Below are 23584 nucleotides of genomic sequence, written 5' to 3'. Positions count from 1 at the left end.
CTCAGCGGATCACGCCTTCCAGCACTGCACGGAACCTCGGCTGCAGATGCTCCATCAACAACGAGGCTACCGCTTTGTCCGTCAGATCGAGCACAACACCCTGATCTTCGGCCCGAACGCGAATTCCCTCCTGCGTATCATCAGAAGCGTGCAGTTCTACGTTTTCCCGTAACATTTTGGCGGTCAGACCCAACACGTACTTGGTCAATTTGCCCGACTGAATATCATCTGCGTTTTGCTTGATATCTTCCTGTGTCGCGACTTTGGCTGGCAGAATGACCTGAACCTTGCCATCCAGATTTGCGCCCTCAGCCGCTCGCCCGACGACTTCGAGGATCATCTGCTTCAGCAACTCCGGATCAGCCATGTCCTTGGTGACCAGCCGTTCTACATCTTCTTTGAAACGATCGGTCAAACCAGCCTTCATTGTCAGAACTGCATCTCGCATGGCTGTGTTCAGAGCTTCTTCGCCTGCCGCGCGATAATTGTCAGAATCTGACCGTGCCTTTTTCATGTAATCTTCGGCTTCGCGCTTGGCGTCCGCCACGATGCGGGCCGCCTCAGCCTTGGCGTCCGACCGCAGTTTTTCCGCCTCAGCCTGACCAGCCGCGACCCCATCATTGCGCAACTTGTCAATCAGGGCGTCGACACCATGAGAGATTGTGCCATCCTGTGCCATCAGCTGATCCCCGCGCTGATCACCAGAGCGAAGACAAACGCAAACACTCCGAACCCTTCGATGATCGCTGCCGGAGCAAGTGCGAGACCAAAGATCTCGGGTTTCTCTTTGGTCGCATTGATCGCAGCCGCACAGGCGCGCCCCTGCCAGATGCCACAATACATCAATGCGATCCCCGACAGGATCCCAATCCCAAACAATCCGCCTGCGTTTTCGGGCGTTACGTCCCGGTTCAGCGTGAACATGATCACAATGCCATAGATCACCATCGTCGACGGAAAGGCCGAGACGCCAACAAACCGGCCATATCCCCCATCGGTTTCGGTCATCGCGCCAATACTGGCTTGTCCCGCGATGGCACAACCAATGGCACTTGCCGCAGCGCCCAGCGCCATCGGCGCGTAGATGCCCAGCCAACCCAATGTGACAACAAGCTCATTCATTCCTGAACCTCCTTGCGGGCAAACGGACGAAAGATAGTGCCCTCGTCCGGCAGACCCCATTTAAAGAATTCGATGTAATTGAGACGTAGCCCGTGAACGACGCCACTCATGATCGCGAGGGCGAAGTTGAGAACGTGGCCGATGATCAGGATCAGCAACCCGAACAAGATACCCGGCCCTTTGAGTGAATGCATCACTGATACGGCCAAATCGTTGAACGTGATCGCCAAAGAAGCCGATGCAAGGCCCAGCGCAAAGAGGCGCATGTAGCTCAGTACATCGCCAAATGCACCCATAGCACCTGCCAGGCTTTGCAAGCCCTCGATCAGACGCCACACCCAATCCGTTGGTTTTTTTATCACGCGCTCGCTTGAGAACAGAACGATGGCAATCACACCCACGCACAGGATCGCTGCACCAGGATTTGGGGATTGGCCTTTCATATAGCTAAGCCAGAGGACAAAACCGCCGATCAAAGCAGCAATCCAACCCAGATTTGCAATCGCCTTGCGTTGCCCCCATGCCGCACGCGCCGCCAGCGCATTGGCCAGGATCAGATGCAACACTCCAACAACGATCGAAACCATCATCATCGCACTGAAGTTATTGATATCCAGAACCTTAAGCTTGGCCCAGATCGAACCCGCATCGGGGGACGCCCCAAAGTAGCTGCCGACCATCACCCCATACAGAATGGTTGCACCTGAAATAATCAGCCCATAGCGACGCCAGGATCTCATAGATACCGTTGAGCCCATCCGCTTCCAGAAGAACAGCAGGCCAAGCAGGATAACGACTCCATAGCCGGCGTCAGCGATAATCATCGCAAAAAAGAGGGCAAACGAGGCTGATACGATCGCACTCGGATCCCAATCCTGATAGCCCGGCACCTGATAAAACAGTGCCAGATCGACGGCAGCTGCGCGTTTGTCAGGTTGCTCCAACAGTGTTGGCGGGGTGTCGTCCGAAGTCGGCTCTTCGATCAGAACTGCCGATTTGTTGGCATTTGCCATATCCAGAACGGCGTCAACGCGATCTTCGGGAACCCAGCCCTGCAACGCGAACATTGCCTCTTCATCGCGAACCTTTTGAGTGGCATGGGCCAACTCAGCAGCACTTTCTGCCACCGAAAGATTGCGCCGCATCAATGTCAGGTATCGGGTCTGAGCAACTCGCTCAGCCTCCAGAGCTTCCAGAGCTATCTCTGCCTCTTCCAGTTGCGCTTCCAGTTCGTGGATCGGCAACGATCCCACATGCGTACGCGGTATGGGCAGGATGTCGTCATCGGGCTCATCCGGTGAGATCAGGACAGCGTAAAGAAACCTGTGATCCTCGTGCAGAACGGCCCAGGGAAGATCGACACTGGATAGTGCGTCGCGGTGTTTCTGCGGCAACTGATAGAACCACAATCGATTACCGGCCAACACATCCGTTGGCGGAAAGTCCAAATCCCCCCAAGGACGCACCTGCGCGATACGATGCGCCAGAAAATCCCGACGATCCATCATATCGCGGCTTCGCTGCATCAGGTCTCGTACGTCCTTGACGAATGCATCCATTTCAAAGTCGGGATCACGTTGTATCTGACGCCTCGGATCTGAAACCTCGGCCAAGAAACGCAGCGCCTTGTAGGCTTCTCTTGCGCCGCGCTCACTGATCTTCTCGGGTTCGTTGGGGGGCGGTGCAAGGGGCAGCACATGCATGCAGCCAAGATCCTGCAGTGCCTCAAGCGTCGCTGTCTTGTGCGCAGCAGGCCCGACCAATGACAGCTTTTTGAGCCGGGCAACCGTCATGTCAAAGCCTCCTGCGCATGTTTGCGCTTGGAAATCTTCGACCGGACCACAGCCTGCATCTGTTCGTCGCTCAGATAGATGCGGATTTTCTTGATATTGGCCTTTGCGCGCGGGATCAGAACCTTTTCAAACAGATTGACCCGCTGTGTTATTGTCGCCACCGCCTTATCGAATATTCTAACTCGTTCCTCAGCCACTTTGACCCGTAATCGAGCCTCGATCATGTCGTGCAGCAGGCTTGCAGTCGTATCCACCCAATGCGGTTTGGCCAGCGTTGAATATGGGCGTACTACGACCTCGATCCGATCGAGATCAGGCATTTTGACCCCTACTACGTTGACCTCTTTGACCTGGTAATCCTTGAGTTCAACCAACCCGTCCAGATCGATGCCGCGCTGAGCCAACATAGGCAGCTTTTCCCCGACCTGTCGGGCCAACTCCTGAACTTCATCCTGTAACTTACGAACGTTTTCCCGTGCCTTTACACGTTCTGCCATCAACTGCTGGCGTTTCAGATCCAGCGACGGCAGGAACCGTTCATAGCTTTTCAGCTGCGTCTGCTCGCGTGCGAGCGACGATTTATTCAGCTGCAACCGCGCCATTGGCATCCTTCGGGAAATACTTGTCGATCAGGGATTGCTTCATCAGCAACTGTTCTGGTGCGAAACACTCGGCCAGAGTTTTCCAGCCCAGATCCAAGGCCTCCTCCAGTGGGATGGAAACGTTAATATCCATGAACCTGGTCCGAAACAGATCGCCGAATTTCAGCAACTGGTGGTCATAGTCAGACAGATCAAACGCCATCGCCTGCTTTTGCGCGGCATCACGGCTCTCTGAGTAGAACCGGATCATCGTGTTCATGATCTGCCCGTGATCTTCGCGTGTGGTCTTGCCAATCACATTCTGCTTTAGGCGCGAAAGGCTGCCAAATGGATCAATCACGCCAGAGTGCAAATAAAACTGGCCCTCGGTTATGTAGCCCGTGTTGTCAGGTACAGGATGGGTCACATCATTTCCGGGCATCGTCGTAACTGTCAGCACAGTTACCGATCCGCCCTTGGCATAATCGCAGGCCTTCTCGTACCGACGCGCAAGCTGGGAATAAAGGTCACCCATGTAGCCGCGCTGGGAAGGCACACGTTCCTGACTGATCCCGACTTCTTTCATCGCGTCGGCATAAGCGGTCATATCGGTCATCAGAACCAGAACACGCTTGCCCTCTTCCACCGCGAATTTCTCGGCGACCGCCAGCGCCATATCGGGCACCAACAGGCGTTCAACCAAGGGGTCCATTGCCTGATTCACAAACATCACGGTTCTGGAAAACACACCTGCATCCTCAAACGAGGTCCGGAACGTGTGGTAGTCGTCAAAGATCAAACCCAGCCCGCCAAACACAACAATATCGGCATCCGCCTGAATACCGATTCGGCTCAGAAACGCGTTGAACGGCTCGCCTGAGACCGAAAAAATCGGAATCTTCTGGCTCTCGACCAATGTGTTGAACACGTCGATCATCGGCACATCGGTTCGGATCATCTTGTTGGGCACGGCCCGTTCGGCGGGGTTTACTGTCGGTCCACCGATATCGATCCGAGGCTCCGCAGAAAGATCAGGTCCGCCATCAATCGCAACGCCGGCACCATCAAAAACGCGCCCCAATATGTTTGCGGAATACGGTGTCTGCATCGGGTGACCAAGAAACGATGCTGTCGCCTCGGTCGAGATCCCCTTGGTCCCCGAGAAGACCTGCAGGGTCACAACATCCCTATCAATGAAAATGACCTGAGCCAGGGTCTTTCGCCCATCAATGGTCTCGATCACGGCCAGATCATTGAACCGAACTTCCGAGTCGGCCGAGCCTTCGACAGGTACGCGAACCTTGATGGTATCGCCGACAATTTCCAAAACGCGAGTGTACTTCAACAGACTTTGGGACATATCTTATCCTCATTAGTCCAAACGAATTTTTCCGAAATTAGCGCAGTGAAAACCCTTGATTATTCTGCTTAATTTCACGCTCAGCTTACAACGAATTCAATTATAAGCAAGCGAAGATGGTTTGCCATGTTCGGGGGCTTTGAAACCATGAGTAGGCTAGGCAAAGGCGCTCCAAAATTCATTTACTAAATTTTTAGTTTGACAGATGCGCAACAAATCGCTGATGCTGCCCGCCATCCGGTCCCCACCGGGTAACCATAATTTTTTGGGAGGAAACAGATGCGGAGACATCTACTTTCCGCAGTGGCGGCGGCTGCCGTCATTGCGGGGCACGGTTCTGCTTGGGCCGACGAAGCCGCAGCACAACGTTGGATCGACGACGAATTCCAGCCATCGACCCTGTCGAAAGACGAACAGATGTCGGAAATGCAGTGGTTCATCGAAGCTGCACAACCCTACGCTGGCATGGAAATCAACGTCCTGTCCGAGGGCATTCCGACCCACTCTTACGAATCTGAGGTTCTGACCAAGGCATTCGAGGAAATCACCGGCATCAAGGTCAACCACCAGATCCTTGGCGAAGGCGAAGTGGTTCAGGCCGTACAGACCCAGATGCAAACCGGCCGGAACCTGTATGACGGCTACGTCAACGACAGCGACCTCATCGGTACCCACTCGCGTCTGCAGCTGGCCTACCCGCTGACCGACATGATGGAAGGCGACTGGGCGGCAACAACATCGCCGACGCTGGACCTGAATGACTTCATGGGCATTCAATTCACGACTGGTCCGGACGGCAAGCTGTACCAGCTGCCCGATCAGCAATTCGCGAACCTCTACTGGTTCCGTAAAGACTGGTTTGACGACGAAGCCAACAAAGCCGCGTTCAAAGAGAAGTACGGCTATGACCTGGGTGTTCCGGTCAACTGGTCGGCCTACGAGGACATCGCCGAGTTCTTCACAAATGACGTGAAAGAAGTCGATGGCGTGGCGATCTACGGCCACATGGACTATGGCAAGCGCGCGCCCGACCTTGGCTGGCGTATGACCGACGCCTGGTTGTCGATGGCTGGTGCCGGCGACAAGGGTGAGCCGAATGGTGTACCCGTCGATGAATGGGGCATCCGCATGGAAGCGGGCACCTGTAACCCCGTTGGTGCGTCCGTTTCGCGTGGTGGTGCTGCAAACGGTCCGGCTGCGGTCTATGCGATCCGCAAGTGGGACGAATGGCTGCGCAACTATGCGCCTCCGGGTGCGGCGTCTTATGACTTCTACCAGTCTCTGCCGGCGCTCAGCCAGGGCAACGTGGCCCAGCAGATCTTCTGGTACACCGCCTTTACCGCAGACATGGTGAAGCCGAAGTCCGAAGGCAACAACACCGTGGATGACGAAGGCACGCCGCTGTGGCGGATGGCGCCTAGCCCGCATGGCCCCTATTGGGAGGAAGGCCAGAAGGTTGGTTATCAGGACGTGGGTTCCTGGACCTTTCTGAAGTCGACCCCCGAGGATCGTGCTCAGGCAGCGTGGCTCTATGCCCAGTTCGTGACCTCCAAGACTGTCGATGTGAAAAAGTCCCACGTGGGTCTGACCTTCATCCGCGACAGCTCGGTCAACCACGAGTCGTTCACCGAACGCGCACCCAAGCTGGGTGGTCTGGTCGAGTTCTATCGCTCGCCTGACCGTGTGGCATGGTCGCCGACTGGCATTAACGTTCCGGATTATCCGAAGCTGGCCCAAATCTGGTGGCAGCAGATCGGTGACGTGAACTCGGGTGCCTTTACACCACAAGAGGCGATGGACCGTCTGGCCGAAGAGATGGACATCACCATGGCCCGCATGCAGGCCGCAGATGAAAGCGCCGGTGTTTACGGTGGCTGTGGCCCACGCCTGAACGACCCGCAGGACCCCGCCTTCTGGCTGGAAAAAGCGGGTTCGCCAAAGGCCAAGCTTGAGAATGAAAAGCCGCAAGGCCAGACCGTCAACTATGACGAACTGGTTCAGCGCTGGCAGTCTCAGTAAGCCAATGAAACCCGGGGGTGCCGCATCAGGCACCCCCACCTCAAGACCAGTGCACCGCACTGAAGGACCGGAACCCACGGACATGATCGAACTTCAAGACGCGACCAAAAGGGTCGGCAACGTCATCCATATCAAGCCCACAAACCTGACCCTTCAAACAGGCCATTTCAACGTGCTGCTCGGTGCGACGGGCTCGGGCAAGACCTCTCTGATCAAGATGATGGCCGGACTGGACCCGATCGCCTCGGGCAAGGTCCTGATGGATGGGCAAGACGTCACACGGCTGAATACACAAAAGCGGAAAATCAGCCTCGTGCACCAGTTCTTCGTGAACTACCCGCATATGACAGTATTCGACAATATCGCCTCACCGCTGCGCGTGGCAGGCATGGCGCAATCCGAGATCGAAGGCCGCGTCGAAGAGGCCGCCGATCTGCTTCAACTGCGCCCGATGCTGCACCGCCGCCCGCATGAGTTGTCGGGTGGACAACAGCAACGTACCGCTCTGGCGCGTGCCATTGCAAAAGAGAGCCGCGCCGTCTTCCTCGACGAACCGTTGGCCAACCTTGATTACAAACTGCGTGAAGAACTGCGCGAGCAGCTGCCCGATCTATTCGCGGGTCGTGGCGCTGTGGTGGTTTATGCCACGTCAGAGCCCGAAGAAGCACTGCTACTGGGTGGATACACTGCCCTGATGGAAGATGGCCGCGTGACCCAATTCGGGCCGACCGCTGACATTTATCGCAACCCTGAGAACATTGCCGCCGCGCGGGTCTTTTCGGATCCGCCGATCAATGTCGCGCGCATCACCGTTTCTGGTGCTCAGGCGCAATTGGCTGGTGGAGGTGGCTGGGCTGTCACCGATATGGCCGATGGAGATTACATGGTCGCTGTACGACCCCATCGGGTGACCCCGTTTCGCTCTTCCGATGATGATGTGGAGCTTACCGGCCGCGTGATTGTGACCGAACTGTCCGGCTCGGATTCCAGCGCGCATTTCCAGCATGGCGATGATGCGTGGGTATCGCTCGCCACGGGTGTGCATCCGTATCAGGTTGGCGAAGATCACAGCTTCTACATGAACCCGGCTCACTGCCGGTATTTCGGCCAAGACGGCAAAAGGGTGGCCTGACATGGCACAGATCAAGCTTTCAAACCTTCGACACAGCTACATGCCGACGCCGAAAAGCCCGGAGGACTATGCACTGAAGGAAATCGACGTGACTTGGCGCGATGGCGGGGCATATGCGCTGCTCGGTCCGTCAGGCTGCGGCAAGTCCACACTGCTGAATATCATTTCAGGTCTGTTGACGCCGTCCGAAGGACAGATCCTGTTTGACGATCGTGACGTAACCGCCCTACCCCCTGACCAGCGCAACATCGCGCAGGTATTCCAGTTCCCGGTGATCTACGACACGATGACCGTGGGCGAAAACCTTGCTTTCCCGCTAAAAAACCGGGGGGTTGACCCGGCCACAATCAAGCGTCGCGTCGATGAGATCGCCGAAATGCTGGACGTCACGGATATGCTGGGCACGCGCGCATCGGGTCTGAGTCCGGATAACAAACAGAAGATCTCGATGGGTCGCGGTCTGGTGCGAGATGACGTGAACGCGGTGATGTTCGATGAACCCCTGACCGTGATCGACCCGCATCTGAAATGGAAACTCCGCTCCAAACTGAAAGAGCTGCACCAACGCGTCAAAGCGACAATGATCTACGTGACCCACGACCAGACCGAAGCCCTGACCTTCGCGGATGAGGTCGTGGTGATGCAGGAGGGCGAAGTGGTACAGATCGGCACCCCGGTCGAACTGTTCGAACGCCCTCAGCACACATTCGTCGGCCACTTCATCGGCTCGCCCGGCATGAACGTTCTGCCCTGTGAGGCGAAAGGTGACCGCGCCGTGTTCGAAGGTCACGAGGTTATGCTGGAAGGCCCGACCAACGGCGACGGAGGTCGCACCGACCTGGGTATTCGCCCAGAATACGTGGGCTTTGGCGATGCAGGCATCCCGGCGCACGTGACTAAAGTTTCAGACATCGGTCGCCACTATGTGGTCAGCGCCATGGTCGGCAACACCGCCCTAAAGGCCGTGACCGAACACAGCGTGCCCGAGCCCGGATCACAGGTCTTCCTTCAATTCAAACCTGAACAATCCCGCGTCTACCGCGACGGCTGGATCGCAACCGAGGAGCGGGCGCAATGAGAACAGAAAACCAAAAAGCATGGTTCTTTGTCCTGCCGGTGCTGGCGCTGGTCGCGTTCAACGCGCTGGTGCCGATGATGACGGTGGTGAATTACTCGGTTCAGGAAACCTTCGGCAACAACCAGTTCTTCTGGGAAGGTCTGGGCTGGTTCGAACAGATCCTGCGATCCGACCGCTTCCAAGCCGCGCTGGGTCGGCAATTCCTGTTCACCTTCCTGATCCTGATCATTGAGGTGCCACTTGGTATCATCGTGGCCCTGTCGATGCCGCGCAAAGGTTTCTGGGTGCCTGTCTGTCTGGTCCTGATGGCCCTGCCGATGCTGATCCCGTGGAACGTGGTCGGCTCGATGTGGAATATCTTCACCCTGCCCCAGATCGGTCTTCTGGGATACTTTCTGAATGACGTTCTGGGCATCAACTATGACATGACACAACAGCCGCTGTCGGCCTGGATCACAGTCGTCGTGATGGATGTCTGGCACTGGACTTCGCTGGTGGTGCTGCTTTGCTACGCGGGTCTCGTCTCGATCCCTGACGCCTACTATCAGGCGGCCAAGATCGACGGTGCCAGTCCGTGGTCGGTGTTCCGATACATTCAGCTGCCCAAGATGAAGACCGTCCTGACCATCGCCGTACTTCTGCGGTTCATGGACAGTTTCAACATCTATACCGAGCCCTTCGTTCTGACCGGCGGCGGCCCCGGCAACTCAACCACCCTGCTGTCGATCGACCTTGTGAAGATCGCACTGGGACAGTTCGACCTTGGCCCTGCGGCCGCGATGAGCCTGATCTATTTCGCCATCACGCTGCTGGTCTCATGGCTCTTCTACACTCTGATGACAAAGGATGACGCGCAATGAAGAAGCGGTCCATCATCCCGATCCTCTATATCGCGTTCCTGATGTTACCAATCTATTGGCTGGTTGCGATGTCCTTCAAGACCACGAATGAGATCCTGTCGGGCTTTTCCCTGTTTCCCCAGACCTTTACGCTGGAGAATTATATCACGATCTTCACTGATCCAACGTGGTACTGGGGCTACATCAACTCGATCACCTATGTGACTCTGAACACTGTACTTTCGGTCTGTGTTGCCTTGCCTGCGGCCTATGCGTTTTCGCGCTATCGGTTTCTGGGTGACAAGCAGCTGTTCTTCTGGCTGCTGACCAACCGGATGGCCCCTGCCGCAGTCTTCGCCTTGCCGTTCTTCCAGCTCTATTCGTCGATCCACCTGTTCGACACCTATCTGGCCGTGGCACTGGCGCACACCCTATTCAACGTGCCGCTGGCAGTGTGGATCCTGGAAGGTTTTATGCGTGGCATTCCGAAGGAACTGGATGAGACGGCCTATGTCGACGGCTATTCCTTCCCGCGTTTCTTCGTGACCATCTTCCTGCCCAATATCAAAGCGGGCGTTGGCGTCGCGGCGTTCTTCTGCTTCATGTTCTCTTGGGTGGAAATGCTGCTGGCCAAGACCCTGACGGCGGTCGAGGCGAAACCCATCGCCGCTGTGATGACCCGTACAGCTTCCAGTGCGGGATACGAACTGGGCCTGCTGGCTGCCGCAGGAACCCTGACCATCATCCCCGGTGCCATCGTCATCTGGTTTGTCCGCAACTACATCGCGCGCGGTTTCGCGATGGGACGTGTGTGAGGTTCGATATGCGTAAACTTCTTCTCGCCCTCTCCTTTATTGCCCCATCGACAGCCTTCGCTCAGGCCAAGGCCGGTTGGGGGAATGTCGGCCAACAAGAGGAAAAAGGGTTCTCTTGGACTGATCCTCTGTGGCCTGATTTCTGGATGGCTTGGACACCCGCAACTCTGGCCGTCTTCGTGGGCATCTTTTCCGCCATCGCCCTGATCGGAGTGCTCGAGGTAGTAAAATTCCGGGACGGGCTGGAACGTCGTGGTGTTCTGGGCCTAACGACAACTCTTGGCGACCGGTTGTTCATCACACTGCTTGGCTCGGCCTATATCTTCCTCGCCTGGCTCGGGTTGGTGGGACAACCGGTCTGGACGCCGCTTTTCCTGTCGATTGGATGGGGCGTTTTCGTGTTCTGGAAAGTTTAGGCTTTGCGTAAAGGCAAAAGGATGCTTGTCTGGCAGGCACACTAGGTAAAATGGCGACACCGAGATCAATGCGAAAAAGAAAGACGGGAAATCTTCTGACCGAGGTTGAACTTGAGTTCATGAACGAACTCTGGGTCCTCGGGCAAGGCTCGGTACGTGATGTCCTGGATCGTCTGCCGCCAGAGCGCAATTTGGCCTATACATCCGGTGCAACCATCCTGCGGATTCTCGACGAAAAAGGCTTTGTCGAGAGCCGTAAGGACGGCAAGACGCTGATTTACAGGCCGCTTCTGGAAAAAGACAGGTATCAGGCAAGATCGCTTCAGAACCTATCTCGCACATTGTTTGACGACACACCCGCGACCTTGGTCGCGCGACTGGTCGATGATGCGGGGCTTAGTGAAGCCGATTTGGAGGAAATTCGGGCACTGGTAGAGAGGAGACTGCAAAATGACAGCGGTTAAACCGGTTCTCGATGCGTATCTCGAATTGAACATAGTTCTGGCTATGTCGGCTGTAATCTGGCTGGCTGCGCGGGCAGCTTTGTCACGCACTGCGCTGGGCCATAGCTATATTGTGCAACTGCGTGCGCTCAAGGCGCTATGTGTATGTGTGTTACTCAGTCCACTGTTGGCATTGGGTGCCACTTTAGTTGCCGGCCAGATCTGGCCGGGTCAGGCTGTTGCCTTTGGGGACATCGCTGTAGCTGCCTATCTGCGCGGCGATATCGCCATGCCGGCAACGCAGTTCGAAACACTGCTGAATACACGCCAGCGCTGGATTGAAATGATCTTATCCGGAGAGTACCGCCTGCTGACTGCGCTTATTGTGAGTGCCGTATTGCTCTCTGCCGTATTTGCCTTTCGGGCCTTCCGTGATGCGTTGGCAATCCGGCACACTGTCCGAACCAGCTTTCTGTGGCGGCGTTCTGCCAAAGTAGACATTCGTCTTTCAGATCGCATCAGCGTGCCTTTTGCAGTTCGTGGATTGCGCCGACGCCATGTTGTTCTGCCAAGCCATCTTCTGGACACGCCACGCGACTTGCGGTTTGCCCTCGCTCACGAGTTGCAGCACGTTCGCGCGCATGATGTCGAATGGGAGTTGGGCTTTGAACTGCTGCGTCCGCTACTATTCTGGAACCCGGCCTACCTGATCCTGAAGTATCAGTTCAGCCGACTGCGTGAGCTGGCCTGCGATCAGTCAGTCGTCACCCGCAAGGGTATCGATACACGCGACTACACAGCGTGTTTGCTGGATTACTGCGCTCGGACCGTGTCGCGTGGCAGCCCTCGTGTTTTGAATGTGGCACTGGTTTCGGGCGGAAAAGCAAAGCGCGTGCTGCGACAGCGGGTCATCGCGTTGGCTGATGCACCGTCAGCCCAATCTCATCTGCCAATGGCCTTTCTTGGACTGACGCTGGTTTTTGCGTTGCTTCTTGCCTTGGGTTCAGCCTCGATCAGGCAAACGCAGGACTGGAGCCATGATCGGCTCATGCTGTCGACCGTCGTCAATTTGGAACGGTTGGAAGCACGCAACCAGGGGAACTAATTGGCCAGCCAGTTCAGGCTCACCAGCCGCGACGCCCGAACAACGAATGCAGTCGGTTCTGCTCGGTAAACGGCTCGACCTCGGTTGGCCGTGACAGGTTCGAGACCACGCGTCCCACCAGATACCAACCAATTCCGGCGAAGATCACGCCTCCAAAGGCCTGCCCCAACAAAACTCCGGATGCCCCGCCCAGATACGAGCCGATGACGACAAAAATCCATGTTCCGATGGTGTGACGCCCCCAATTTATCCACGTGGAATAGATGGGGTGGCCCAGATTATTGAAACTGGCGTTGGTGACAAAAATGACCCCGTTAAAAAACGCAGCCAGCGCCAGCGGTCCGCAGAACAGATAGATCAGTGTCCGCGTTTCACCCTGAGCCTCGAACAAATCCGCGATAGGGGCGCGTAGCAGAAACAGAACCGCTGCCATGATCAACACATATATCCCGGTGAACTGAACCCCGGCATAAAAGGCAGACCTGACCCGGTCATAACGCCCTGCGCCAAAGTTCTGCCCAATGATCGGGCCAATGGCCCCCGACAACGCAAAAATGACCGAAAATGCGACGGGCAGCAGCCTACCGATCACCGCCATACCTGCAACCGCATCTGTCCCATAGCTGGCGATTTCCCGAACCACGATCGCATTTCCAATCGGTGTTGCGATATTTGTTAGGATAGCTGGGAAGGCAATTGCGCGAACCGCACCGAAGTCGTCAAACACCTGACGAGGTGATGGTCGTGCAAAGCCATTGTGAACCTTCAAGGCAGGTAACAACGCTGCCCCCAGCATCGTGATTCTCGCCAATACCGACGCAATGGCAGCGCCATCCAATCCAAGTCCAACCGCAAAAATTAACACCGGATCAAGAACGGCGTTTACAATGCCACCATATATCGTTGCCATCATGGATCGACGAGCGTCACCATGCGCACGCAATACAGCCATGCTGGTCATGGCAGCGGCCATAACCCACATAGTTGGCAGAATGATCGAAACATAGCGGGACGCCAGTCTCAGAACCTCTCCCTCTGCACCAAGTAACGACAACAAGAATTCGACGTTCATCATCACCAGTGCTGAAAGCGCCAAGCCAACCACGATACCCAGGATCGCGACGCTGGACCCGTAGTTTCGCGCCTGTTCAGGCCGCCCTGCACCCAGTTCGCGCGCAACTAACGCTCCGGCCGCGATGGACAGGCCGATATTGACCGCATTGGTAAAGAACAAAAGCGTACCGGCATAACCGACTGCCGCTGCAAGCGCATCGTTGCCCAACATCGAGATGAAAACCATATCGACGAAGTCCACGGCAAAGATCGCCATCAGTCCGATGCTGGTGGTCAACGACATTCTTACGACATGCCGCATTAGGCTGCCGTTTAGAAATACAGCGTGGTTTTCAGATTGGGTTGCCATTCTTGAGATGATTCCTCACTGCCCTGCTCGCAAGCACTCTGCAGAGGTTATCTTACCAACAGCAAGAGGTGCGAAAGCTTCTTAGGCGCTGTTTGCCATCCAGATCGGATTCACTGCGACCAAAATGTCTACCGAAGAGAGCCATGTCAGGTCACATTCCTGGCCCAAAAAGTACAATCCGACGAAGTACATACTGATGACAGGAATTCTGTCTGAACAGATTGGCTCAGGCTTATGGGCGTCGGATTTATCTGATCTCAGCACCCTTAGTTTGCTCATGCTATGATGGCATTTTCTGCTGCTTCGCAGTGGCAGCAACCTATCTCAATGAGTTCCTGCAATGCTTACTCAGAGGACGTTTTGGCACAAGAACGGGCGTCCCTACATGCGGCCCAGATTCGACTTTTTGGCTAATTTGTGAGATGCTTACCCTGCCGTTTTTGTTTGGGGTGTGGGGGTATGTTCCAGCTTCGGCTGTATTGGGTATTGGTTTTTATTCTAGTGTTTGGCAATTGGGCGCCTGTTGTTTTTGCGCAAGGCACCGAAAAGCCTGCAATTAATTCTGAAGGCTCGAAGCAGACAGCCGCCTCGCTTCGACAAATCCTTGCGCTGCTGGAAGAAGAAATCGACCGGGCGCAGTCAACCAGAGACAACTTACTCGAAGACATCACCAAAGCCGAAGATGATCTGACCGCGCTGCACGCCCAGATTGCGGAAGTCGATTCTGAGAGGTTGAACCATGCCTCGCGGATCGCCGAGCTGGAAGAAGCCCGGACCCTGCTGACAACTGAGAACGAGGCAAGCGAGGCCGCGATCGTGGCTCGGCAGGCAGAGCTTGTGGATCTTGAGACTAGCAAACAAGAAGCCAGCGTCAGGCTGGCGGAACTCAACGTTCAAATCGAAACCGCTGCAGCAGAGATCGGTAATCTTGAGCAACTGAAACTGGAAATGCGCGACGTCAGGAGCAAGATGGAAGCGGACCAGATGCTGGCCGATCAATTGACAGCAGATGTTGACGAGTTGACGCGAAGCCAGCTTCAGGTCAGCGCTGAAGTGGATGCTCTTAACGAGACACTGATCGGGACCAAAGCCAGCCTGGAAACAGTCTCAACTGAACTTTCCCATGAACAAGGCAATCTGGAAACTCTGAAGGCAGCCGTAAGCGAGACGCAGGCTAAGCTTGAGGCGGACCGATCAGGCCTGTCAAAACTCCAGAAAGAAATTGTCGACGTCACGGCAGAACTCAAGCGCGTTCAGGACGCGGTTCAGTCGCGCAAACAAGAGAAAGAAGCGCTGGAGACACAGATCGTCAGTCGCAACAAAGAATATGAAAGCTTGGCTAAGAAAATCGAACAGACGCGCGCCGAAACAAATGATATCGAAGCAACCTCCCAAAAACTGACTCAACTGGCGCAACAGCGCCGCTCTGCCGAAGAAGACCTGAGCGATCTTAAGCAGGAACTGGCAGCGACACAGGCAGAGTTCGAACAAACTGATGCTGCGCTGACAGAGCTGGCCGATCGCCGTGACACGATGTCCATCGAGCTTGCAACGCTTTCTGCCGTACGTTCGCGCGCTGAACTGGCCGCCCGAGCAGCAGAAGAAGGAAAGGCAGCCGCAGAATCCGAGCTGACAAAGCTACAAACCAAGCTTGTTTCTTTGCAGGTCGAAGTCACGAACCCTGGGCGGGAACGTGCTGATCAAAAAGCTGTCGCAGAGGAAATTGTGCAAGCACGCGCGACGCTTGAGGATCTGCAAGCTGAAATCGCGAATGGGCAGTCTCAGCATTCCAAAGCACAGTCAGCTCTTGCAGAGTTGCAATCCCAGGCTTCATCTTCGCGAAGTGAGCTTTCCCAGAACGAGGCAAGGCTTAGCGAACTGACCTCCGAATTGCAGACGCTAGCTGACCAACTGCAGGAAGACGAGAAAACGAAAGCAGATCTGACTGCATCACTGGATGATTTGCGTAAAGAGCGAGATCGACTGGATGATGATATCGCCAGTTCCGGCGAAGAACTGTCTCAGTCCCGGCAAACAATCACCCAAGCCAACGCTACCCTTACAGAGTTGAAGACTGAAACAGAGGCTGTGACCAAAAAGCGTGACCAAATGGTCGCCTCACTTCAGCGGACCAGCGGAGGGGTTTCGGCGGCGAAAGAGGAGTTGGATTCGCTTTTGGGTGAACTTGAATCCCGGCGCACAGAGCTCAGCCAGCTAAATACGGAAGTAGCACAAGCAAATGATCAAACCGCCGCGACCGACACCGCATCGCAATCTCTGGAAGAGATCAACACTCAGCTTGCCGACGCCAAATCCGAACTGAGTGAGATACAGCAAGAACTCGCGCTTGCCCGTGAGGAACTGAACCGGCTGATCGCAGAAGCGAGCGAAGCCGAAGCACGGCGCGATGCAGCGGCGACTCAAGTTTCCGAACTCGAGGAGGAACGAGCAAAAGCTACACAGGAAGTCGAGAACGCTCGGGCACAGCACTTGGACAATCAGGCTGTTCTTTCGGAATCGGAAACGAATGCGGCCAACGCTCGGGCCGAACTTGATTCATTGCGACAACAGGCAGCGGCCTATCGTGACGAGCTTGCAAATCTGGCCGCCAGTCTGGAAGAACTGGAACGTCGTGCTGTCGAAGCGGATTCCAGATTTTCTTCGCTGACCGATGAACCGCAGGAGGATTTGACCTCGCCAGCTGCAGTCGATGCAGCGACCGGTTCCCTGCCCGTTCCAAACGTAGGACAATCTACTGATGCCATTCGCGCCATACTGATCGGCGCTCCTGGGCTGAGCGATCTGCCGATAGAAACACTTGAAAGCCTTATTGCCGATCTTGCCAGCGGATCATGTGCTGTTGATGCACTGGAAGCCGCTACCGGTGAGATCAACCGGCAAACCCTGTTGCATTTGGTCCGGTCCGGAGAATTCTGCTGATTTTTTTGTTATTTTCGAGGGAGGGTAAGATGAATTTATTCAAACTGGTTAATGTCCTCACCAGAACGGTGTTCCCAATGGTGCTGGGGCTGGCGATACCGGTATCCGCGTCGGCATTTGAGCGGAACATTCTGACCGGTGGCCCCACAGGAACATATATTCAGATCGGCGGCGACATGAGTGACCTTGCTTCCGCTTGCGGGATCGAACTCAATGTCCGCGAAAGTGCAGGATCGCTGGAGAATTTCTTGGGGGTTCGCAAGCGCCGCCACACCCAGCTTGGGATCGTACAGAGCGACGTTCTGGAGTACCTGAAAACCTATTCCAGCGAAGACCCCGAGATCGCCCGCGCGATTTTCGGCGTCCGCATTGCCTTCCCGCTGTATAACGAGGAAGTTCATATTCTTGCTAAGCGTGACATCAACTCCTTATCAGATCTTAACGGTCGCCGCGTGGCGGTTGGCGTAGAGGATAGCGGAACATTTCTGACCGCGTCACTCGTTCTGGATCTCGCTGGCGTGGTGCCTGCCGAGCGTCTCACCATCAATGCCGATACGTCACTGCAGATGCTGCTTGATGGTAGTATCGATGCGTTCTTCTACGTTGCCGGGGCGCCCACCAAGATTTTTCAAACCGATCAGATCGACCCTGAAAAGCTGCATCTTCTGTCGGTCACGGATCCTACTTTGGCAGCGGTTTACACTCCGTCAAAGATCGAGGCTGGTACCTACCCGTTCCAAACCGAAACCATCGACGTGGTCGCGGTAAAGGCCGTTTTGATGACATACGAATACGATCGCGCGCGTAACTCTTACCATCAGGAAAGCTGCAAAGCGGTCGCGGATGTGGCCCATCTGATTGCAAAAGAGTTCCAGACACTGCAGCAATCCGGCCATCCGAAATGGAATGACGTGGACCTGAATGACATACCGCCGGGCTGGAACATTTCGGAATGCGTCAATCTGGGGCTTAGCGAAGACTACGAACTTGCCTGCGGTCCCGTCGTGTCGTCGGGGCAGCCCAGTATCGAAAGCGAGGCAAACACCGCTTATCGCAACAGAATTTGCGCCGTAATCGGCTGTTGATCAATCGAGAAAGGTTCGGCAAAGCGGTAGCGCCTAGTTCGTACTGATGTCTACCCAAGGCGATACCGCTTCTTGCCCGCCAATTTCATCAATCGCGGCAACACGCCATTGCTGCGCATCCGTCGGTACCATCAATCGCACCGCTGATAGCTCTAAATCTGGCACGTCGAGGATCACGCTTCCTTCTGGCGAGGCGACCTCGATACGGTAGGCAGACGGATCCGCCCCCTCCCCACTTGTCCAGACAAATTCAGCAACTCCGTCGGCCGACAAGTTCGAAAAAAGCTGCGTTGGTTCTGTCAACGCTCCACTCTCGTAGTTTGAGTGCAGATCGTTGAGCCGATCGACAGCGCCACCTATTTCCGGGGCAGCCATCTTGTACCAAGCCCTGGCCAACGCAAGGTCCACAGGCACGCCTTCACCCGTTTCGTAAATCTGGCCAAGATAATAAGCGGACCTATCATGCCCGGCTAATGCCGCTCGGGCATAGCTAGCGACCGCAGCATCGGCGTCAGTTCCCGCCAGCCGGAGCGCGGCTTGATACAGGCCGCTGGCGCTGGGATCGACCTCAGCTATTACATCCGACAGTCTTGTGACACGTGCTTGGGCCTCGATAGCCTTCTGAATATCTCCACCGACCTCAACACTATTGCCAGCGGGATTGATTCCCGGAAGATTCTGCGGGGTTGCTTCGCTCTCTCCGATCAATGACGACCGATACTCATCAAAGCCGCTTGCTGACATCAACAGATATGCTGCGGTCGTAACCGTCGCCAACCCTAGCAGACCGGTCACAACTGCTGTGTTTCGGCCAAAAAAACTTGTGATCCCCTGTGTGTCATGAGGTTGGGAAAAACCTGCCTTAGTTGAGAACTGCGCATCAGTTCCAGCATGGTGAGCAATGGCTTGTGCACCTAAGCCCGCGGGCGCCAATGGGCTCAACCCGTTCGATGGAGGTTCATCCTCGACCAGTTTTTCGGGCTTATTGCTTCTGATATCGGCAGCAATTTTGCGAATGCTCTCGCGATCTATTTCGGTCAGATTTCTCTCATCCATAAAATGGCGAATTCCATCGCAGATAATATTTATTTTGGCAGGTATACCGTTCGTCTGCAGAAACATCTCTCTCACAGCGTCGTCCGTAAGGCCGAGATCGCTGAAACCAAGCGCAACCAGATTTGCCCGCGCATATCCTCCCACATCTTCTTCGCTCATCACCTCCAGCATAAATGCAGGACCGGTGAGATCTGGCTGTGTGTTCGACAAAATATCAGCTAGATTGGTGCTCCCAACGAGGACGAGCTTCAACTTGGGTCGTGTGCCCGCGCTTTCGTCGCACAGCGAACACAAATTACCGAGATATGTGTCAGTTAATTGGTCAGCATCGTCTACAACCAAAACCGGAAATCTCTGTGCTGCATGAAGCGAGCCCAAAAGACTCGTTAATTCGTTTTGATTGCTTTCAATATCATCGGAGCGAGTTCGCTTGGGGTCAAAAGCCAACAACGCGTCCGAGTGCACGTCACCCGTGAGGTGTCGAGGATCGAGAATTGCTGCGATTGTGAAGCCGGGGGTTTTTGCCGCGATCAATTCTTGAACCAGCCGGGTCCGCCCTGTTCCGGAGCGCCCCCCAAGAATCGTTAGCGGTGCGCGGCTCGTCGCTGCAAAACGCAGTCGTTCGAACGCTAGTTTATGAACTTGGCTCCAATAAATCTTCGCGGAGTTCTCTGGCCCGGACTTCGCGCCTAAAGGTAGTTCGGGTTGCCCCTTGGTGCCTTCCATTTCCCACTCGCTATAAATTCTTAAAAACTCACAAATCTGGCCCATTCTGAGTCGCGGACTTCGCCGCTCCCTAAAAACCAGGGGCGCATCCGTCGATACGGCGAAGATGTGAGTGTCTCACATCCTGCTCATTCTGAATCGTCAGTTTATTATTCTTGGTCGGCAGCGCCGGTTATTTTGCCGGAAAACACGAGAAAAATCTAGGATCGCGATGGTTGTGTTCCAAGCACGCAAATCACAAACGATTCGCGAAGCAAGTCCAGATCCTGAGAGCGCGAAACAGGAACAGGAGGTGGTCTTGGGACAATTTATCGGAAGAAACGCCAATATCGAGCGTCTTGGTGGCTAACTGTGGTCGTAAGCTTCGCCTAATTCTTATGGCGGGGAGACAGGGATTCGAACCCTGGGGACGCTCTCACGCCCAACGGTTTTCAAGACCGCCGCATTCGACCACTCTGCCACCTCCCCGCTGCGGGCAGGGTCTAAGGCCAAGTTGAAACGGTGGCAAGTCAAAAGAGGGAATTTTTGCCGAAGCCCGAGCAGCGGTCTTTCCATGCCACAGTACCCGCGTTATGATCCCGGCGAAAGGCCGCAAGAGACTGGCACAAGAACCAGTCGATCAGCGGTTGGGGCTGGGTGAACACAGCCCTTTCAGGCAAGGGATGACAAAATGAAGCGAGCGACAGGGACACGCTTTGGGCCGCATCGGCTAGCGGTTCTGGCAGTGACGTTGACGGCTTTAACTGCGTGTGACGAGGCGTTGATTCCTGGAAATACTTCAACCGATCCGGAATCCGATGAGGCGCAGGCAAACGACGGTACCGTCGAATTGCTACCGGTTCCGAGTGGTCCACAACGCGATGTCGAAGCACCCGATGTTTTTCAAACAACCGAAGCAGGACTTTGGGATGGACGCCCATCACTGGGTGGTATCTGGGTTGCGCACCCCGACGCGAAACAGCCCGAACGTGTTCTGATCAAAAATACGGCCAACAACAAAAAGGTGACAGGTGCGTTGTTCCGCAGAGAACGGGATCTGCCCGGACCTGTGCTTCAGGTTTCATCTGCGGCCGCGAGTGAGTTGGGAATGCTGGCAGGGTCGCCGACGCGCTTGCAAGTTGTGGCGCTGCGCCGTGAGGAAACCGAACCGACACCGCCGCCTGCACCCGCCGAAACTGAAGAGAAAGAGACCACAGGCGAGGAAACCGCGGCAACAGCTGCAGACGCGACTTCGGAAACACCAGTAGAAGCCGCCGAAAAGCCAGCCAAACGTAAATGGTGGCAAAAGAAAGAGCCTGAAAACACGGGCGCCGTCGCTGCTGGGGCAGCAGCCGGAGCTGCTGCCGTGGCAGCTTCAGGGAATGCAGCTTCAGGGGATACTGCTGCCGAAGCGGCGGAAGCCATTGCAGAAACCGCATCTCCAACGGCCGCTCTGTCAGATGCCCCTGTTGCACCGCCGCCTGAAAAACCCGCAAAGCGGAAATGGTGGCAGAAAAAGAAACCAAACGAAATCACTGAAACCCCACTGGACCCGATCGCAGGCGCCGCAGCCGCAATTGAAGCATCCGAGCCAACTCCGGCTGCAGCCAGTACCTCGGGCACATCAGCCCTGACCAAACCCTATATTCAGGTTGGCACCTTCGGAATCGAGGCCAATGCGAACAGTGCAGCCGACAAGATTCGCAGCAATGGTATGCTTGCCGAAGTGCGTGAGCTAAAATCGGGGGATAAACCCGTTTGGCGTGTGCTGGTCGGCCCAGCCATGACAAGAGCCGAGCGAAAGGCGATCCTCGGCGATGTGAAAGATCTCGGTTTTGCCGATGCCTTCACGGTGAAAAACTAGGAAGGATGCTCCATATGCTTTCCTCATTACGATCAACTGCTCTGGCTTTTGGGTTGGCCCTTATGGCCCTTCCGGTACAAGCGTTCGACACCACAGCGCGTGCTGCCTATGTCATGGACCAGAAGACTGGCACCGTACTGCTGTCCAAGGATGCGGATCAGCCCCTGCCCCCGGCGTCCATGTCAAAACTGATGACGCTATATGTGGCTTTCGAAGCGTTGCGAGATGGTCGTCTAACTCTGGATGAAACTCTGCCAGTGTCTGAGCACGCCATGAGCTATGGTGGCTCGACCATGTTCCTGAATACGCAAGATCGAGTCCGGGTCGAAGATCTTTTGCGCGGCATTATCGTTCTGTCCGGCAATGACGCCTGCGTTGTGATCGCCGAAGCGCTCAGTCCCGATGGAACCGAAGCAGGGTTTGCCCGCTATATGACCCAACGCGCCAAGCAAATGGGCATGGATAACTCAAACTTTGCTAACTCGAATGGATGGCCAGCGGCTGGGCACATGATGTCCGTGCATGATCTGGCTGTTCTTGCGGATCGACTGATTTCGGATTTCCCCGAATACTACCCGCTGTTTTCCGAAGAGATTTTCGAGTTCGACGGTCGGGCCCCATCGAACGCACGCAACCGAAACCCCTTGCTGAAACTGGATATCGGCGCTGATGGCCTGAAAACTGGACACACGCAGGAGGCAGGCTATGGCCTCGTCGGGTCTGCCAAACAAGGGGATCGCAGGGTAGTTTTCGTTCTTTCTGGCCTGGACAGCACAGCCCGTCGCGCAGAGGAGGCTGAGGCCGTGGTTAACTGGTCGTTTCGAAATTTTGTCGAGAGGACAGTTGCCCAAGCCGACACGCCCATAGCAGAGGCCAAGCTGTGGATGGGCGCTCAGAAAACCGTTGGTCTGGTTCCGGAAGAGGATCTGAGCGTATTGTTCCCCGTTCTGAGCGATCAGAATGTAGAGGCCGAAGTTGTTTATGAAGGTCCCATCAACGCCCCTGTCGCCAAAGGGCAGCAATTGGCTGAACTGGTGATCAAGCCCGAAGGTTTGCCAGAGATTCGTCGGCCATTGGTCGCAGCACAGGACGTGCCGCAGGGTGGATTTGTCGTACGCCTGATGACGGTGGGTGGCATAGTACTCAAAGACGTTATCAATATCCCGCTGGAGTCGATGTGACGCGGCGGGGGTTGTTCCTGACATTCGAAGGAATCGACGGATCGGGCAAGTCTACTCAGGCACGTTTGCTGGCTGAGCGCTTGCAGAAAGCAGGCCATGAAGTCGTTCTGACCCGTGAACCCGGTGGTTCGCCGGGGGCCGAAGAAATTCGCAGGCTGGTTCTTGAGGGAGATCCTGACCGTTGGTCGGCGGAAACAGAGATTCTGCTGTTCACCGCGGCCCGCCGCGATCATCTTGAACGCACGATTGAACCTGCCTTGGACGCGGGAAAGGTTGTGATCTGTGACCGGTTTGCGGACAGCACCCGCATGTATCAAGGCCTGTCACGCGGTGATCTGCGTGGATTGGTTGATCAATTGCACAGTCTGATGATCGGGCGAGAGCCGGATATGACACTATTGATCGATATGGACCCGGAAACCGGCCTGTCTCGCGCCAAGGGACGGCAGGGTACCGAAGAACGGTTCGAGGATTTTGGTCCGGAACTACAACGGCAAATGCGCGCGGGTTTTCTGGCTCTGGCTGATGAATTCTCGGAACGTTTTCAGATTGTGAATGGCAACCGGGACATGGACAGCGTTGCACAAGATGTGACAGAAATCGTCTTGCAAGCCTTGCGATAGACGA

General features: G+C 55.5%; 21 protein-coding genes and 1 tRNA gene. 14 read left to right on the top strand and 8 right to left on the bottom strand.

What is annotated here, in order from left to right; genetic code table 11:
- Window position 1: 1 nt before the first annotated feature.
- Genes GOX61_RS08130 through GOX61_RS08110 form a run of 5 tightly spaced genes read right to left on the bottom strand, consistent with a single transcriptional unit; the run spans window position 2 to window position 4856 of the window.
- The gene (locus GOX61_RS08130; RefSeq protein WP_155139176.1) at window positions 2-679 is read right to left on the bottom strand and encodes a hypothetical protein; all 678 of its coding nucleotides are present in this window, start codon (window positions 677-679) and stop codon (window positions 2-4) included.
- Complete coding sequence (locus GOX61_RS08125; RefSeq protein WP_155139174.1) at window positions 679-1122, bottom strand: ATP synthase subunit C; 444 nt, start codon at window positions 1120-1122, stop codon at window positions 679-681. Before GOX61_RS08125 ends, GOX61_RS08130 begins: the two co-directional genes overlap by 1 nt.
- The gene (locus GOX61_RS08120) at window positions 1119-2915 is read right to left on the bottom strand and encodes a V-type ATP synthase subunit I (RefSeq protein ID WP_170332758.1); all 1797 of its coding nucleotides are present in this window, start codon (window positions 2913-2915) and stop codon (window positions 1119-1121) included. Before GOX61_RS08120 ends, GOX61_RS08125 begins: the two co-directional genes overlap by 4 nt.
- Window positions 2912-3517 (bottom strand): V-type ATP synthase subunit D, encoded by a 606-nt coding sequence (locus GOX61_RS08115; protein ID WP_170332756.1) that lies wholly within the window; start codon window positions 3515-3517, stop codon window positions 2912-2914. The genes GOX61_RS08120 and GOX61_RS08115 overlap by 4 nt, the downstream gene beginning before the upstream one ends.
- Entirely contained in the window at window positions 3495-4856 is a 1362-nt protein-coding gene (locus GOX61_RS08110; RefSeq protein WP_170332754.1) for a V-type ATP synthase subunit B, read from the bottom strand. Before GOX61_RS08110 ends, GOX61_RS08115 begins: the two co-directional genes overlap by 23 nt.
- A 279-nt stretch (window positions 4857-5135) precedes the next feature.
- Here GOX61_RS08110 and GOX61_RS08105 point away from each other — a divergent pair, with 279 nt between their 5' ends.
- From GOX61_RS08105 to GOX61_RS08070, 8 genes are all read left to right on the top strand, one after another.
- Window positions 5136-6875 carry an ABC transporter substrate-binding protein gene (locus GOX61_RS08105; protein WP_155139166.1) on the top strand — a complete coding sequence of 580 codons (1740 nt, stop codon included), beginning with the start codon at window positions 5136-5138 and terminating at the stop codon, window positions 6873-6875.
- 82 nt (window positions 6876-6957) lie between these two features.
- Window positions 6958-8007, top strand: a complete 1050-nt coding sequence (locus GOX61_RS08100; RefSeq protein ID WP_155139164.1) for an ABC transporter ATP-binding protein — start codon at window positions 6958-6960, stop codon at window positions 8005-8007.
- Between the two features lies 1 nt (window position 8008).
- Window positions 8009-9085 carry an ABC transporter ATP-binding protein gene (locus GOX61_RS08095; protein WP_170332752.1) on the top strand — a complete coding sequence of 359 codons (1077 nt, stop codon included), beginning with the start codon at window positions 8009-8011 and terminating at the stop codon, window positions 9083-9085.
- A complete protein-coding gene (locus GOX61_RS08090) occupies window positions 9082-9945 on the top strand; it encodes a carbohydrate ABC transporter permease (protein ID WP_155139160.1) in 864 nt (287 codons plus the stop codon). Before GOX61_RS08095 ends, GOX61_RS08090 begins: the two co-directional genes overlap by 4 nt.
- Window positions 9942-10739: a carbohydrate ABC transporter permease gene (locus GOX61_RS08085; RefSeq protein ID WP_155139158.1), complete on the top strand. Its 798-nt coding sequence runs from the start codon at window positions 9942-9944 to the stop codon at window positions 10737-10739. The genes GOX61_RS08090 and GOX61_RS08085 overlap by 4 nt, the downstream gene beginning before the upstream one ends.
- Before the next feature lie 8 nt (window positions 10740-10747).
- The gene (locus GOX61_RS08080) at window positions 10748-11155 is read left to right on the top strand and encodes a DUF2160 domain-containing protein (RefSeq protein ID WP_155139157.1); all 408 of its coding nucleotides are present in this window, start codon (window positions 10748-10750) and stop codon (window positions 11153-11155) included.
- Between the two features lie 68 nt (window positions 11156-11223).
- Window positions 11224-11619 carry a BlaI/MecI/CopY family transcriptional regulator gene (locus GOX61_RS08075; protein ID WP_155139155.1) on the top strand — a complete coding sequence of 132 codons (396 nt, stop codon included), beginning with the start codon at window positions 11224-11226 and terminating at the stop codon, window positions 11617-11619.
- Window positions 11606-12703: a M56 family metallopeptidase gene (locus GOX61_RS08070; RefSeq protein ID WP_155139153.1), complete on the top strand. Its 1098-nt coding sequence runs from the start codon at window positions 11606-11608 to the stop codon at window positions 12701-12703. The genes GOX61_RS08075 and GOX61_RS08070 overlap by 14 nt, the downstream gene beginning before the upstream one ends.
- Window positions 12704-12722: 19 nt before the next feature.
- On the opposite strand, the gene GOX61_RS08065 is transcribed toward GOX61_RS08070, so the two are convergent.
- Window positions 12723-14060, bottom strand: a complete 1338-nt coding sequence (locus GOX61_RS08065; RefSeq protein ID WP_254436799.1) for an MATE family efflux transporter — start codon at window positions 14058-14060, stop codon at window positions 12723-12725.
- Window positions 14061-14585: 525 nt separating this feature from the next.
- Between GOX61_RS08065 and GOX61_RS08060 the strand changes: the two genes are divergently transcribed.
- Window positions 14586-17066, top strand: a complete 2481-nt coding sequence (locus GOX61_RS08060; RefSeq protein WP_170332749.1) for a hypothetical protein — start codon at window positions 14586-14588, stop codon at window positions 17064-17066.
- Between the two features lie 29 nt (window positions 17067-17095).
- The gene (locus tag GOX61_RS08055; RefSeq protein WP_254436798.1) at window positions 17096-18151 is read left to right on the top strand and encodes a TAXI family TRAP transporter solute-binding subunit; all 1056 of its coding nucleotides are present in this window, start codon (window positions 17096-17098) and stop codon (window positions 18149-18151) included.
- A 33-nt stretch (window positions 18152-18184) separates the two neighbouring features.
- Here the strand turns inward: GOX61_RS08055 and GOX61_RS08050 are convergent, their stop codons facing one another.
- Window positions 18185-19978, bottom strand: a complete 1794-nt coding sequence (locus GOX61_RS08050; protein WP_170332747.1) for an AAA family ATPase — start codon at window positions 19976-19978, stop codon at window positions 18185-18187.
- Window positions 19979-20045: 67 nt separating this feature from the next.
- Here GOX61_RS08050 and GOX61_RS08045 point away from each other — a divergent pair, with 67 nt between their 5' ends.
- Window positions 20046-20282 carry a hypothetical protein gene (locus GOX61_RS08045; protein WP_170332745.1) on the top strand — a complete coding sequence of 79 codons (237 nt, stop codon included), beginning with the start codon at window positions 20046-20048 and terminating at the stop codon, window positions 20280-20282.
- Window positions 20283-20311: 29 nt separating this feature from the next.
- Here the strand turns inward: GOX61_RS08045 and GOX61_RS08040 are convergent.
- Window positions 20312-20401, bottom strand: a tRNA-Ser gene (locus GOX61_RS08040).
- A 202-nt stretch (window positions 20402-20603) separates the two neighbouring features.
- On the opposite strand from GOX61_RS08040, the gene GOX61_RS08035 reads away from it, so the two are divergent.
- Genes GOX61_RS08035 through tmk form a run of 3 tightly spaced genes read left to right on the top strand, consistent with a single transcriptional unit; the run spans window position 20604 to window position 23580 of the window.
- A complete protein-coding gene (locus GOX61_RS08035) occupies window positions 20604-21776 on the top strand; it encodes an SPOR domain-containing protein (protein ID WP_170332743.1) in 1173 nt (390 codons plus the stop codon).
- A gap of 14 nt (window positions 21777-21790) precedes the next feature.
- Window positions 21791-22957, top strand: a complete 1167-nt coding sequence (locus GOX61_RS08030; RefSeq protein ID WP_170332741.1) for a D-alanyl-D-alanine carboxypeptidase family protein — start codon at window positions 21791-21793, stop codon at window positions 22955-22957.
- A complete protein-coding gene (tmk, locus tag GOX61_RS08025) occupies window positions 22954-23580 on the top strand; it encodes a dTMP kinase (protein ID WP_170332739.1) in 627 nt (208 codons plus the stop codon). Before GOX61_RS08030 ends, tmk begins: the two co-directional genes overlap by 4 nt.
- The last annotated feature ends 4 nt before the right edge of the window (window positions 23581-23584 follow it).

Source organism: Ruegeria arenilitoris, assembly GCF_013030265.1.
Taxonomy (GTDB): domain Bacteria; phylum Pseudomonadota; class Alphaproteobacteria; order Rhodobacterales; family Rhodobacteraceae; genus Ruegeria; species Ruegeria arenilitoris_E.
This window is presented reverse-complemented; position numbering and strand designations above follow the sequence as displayed.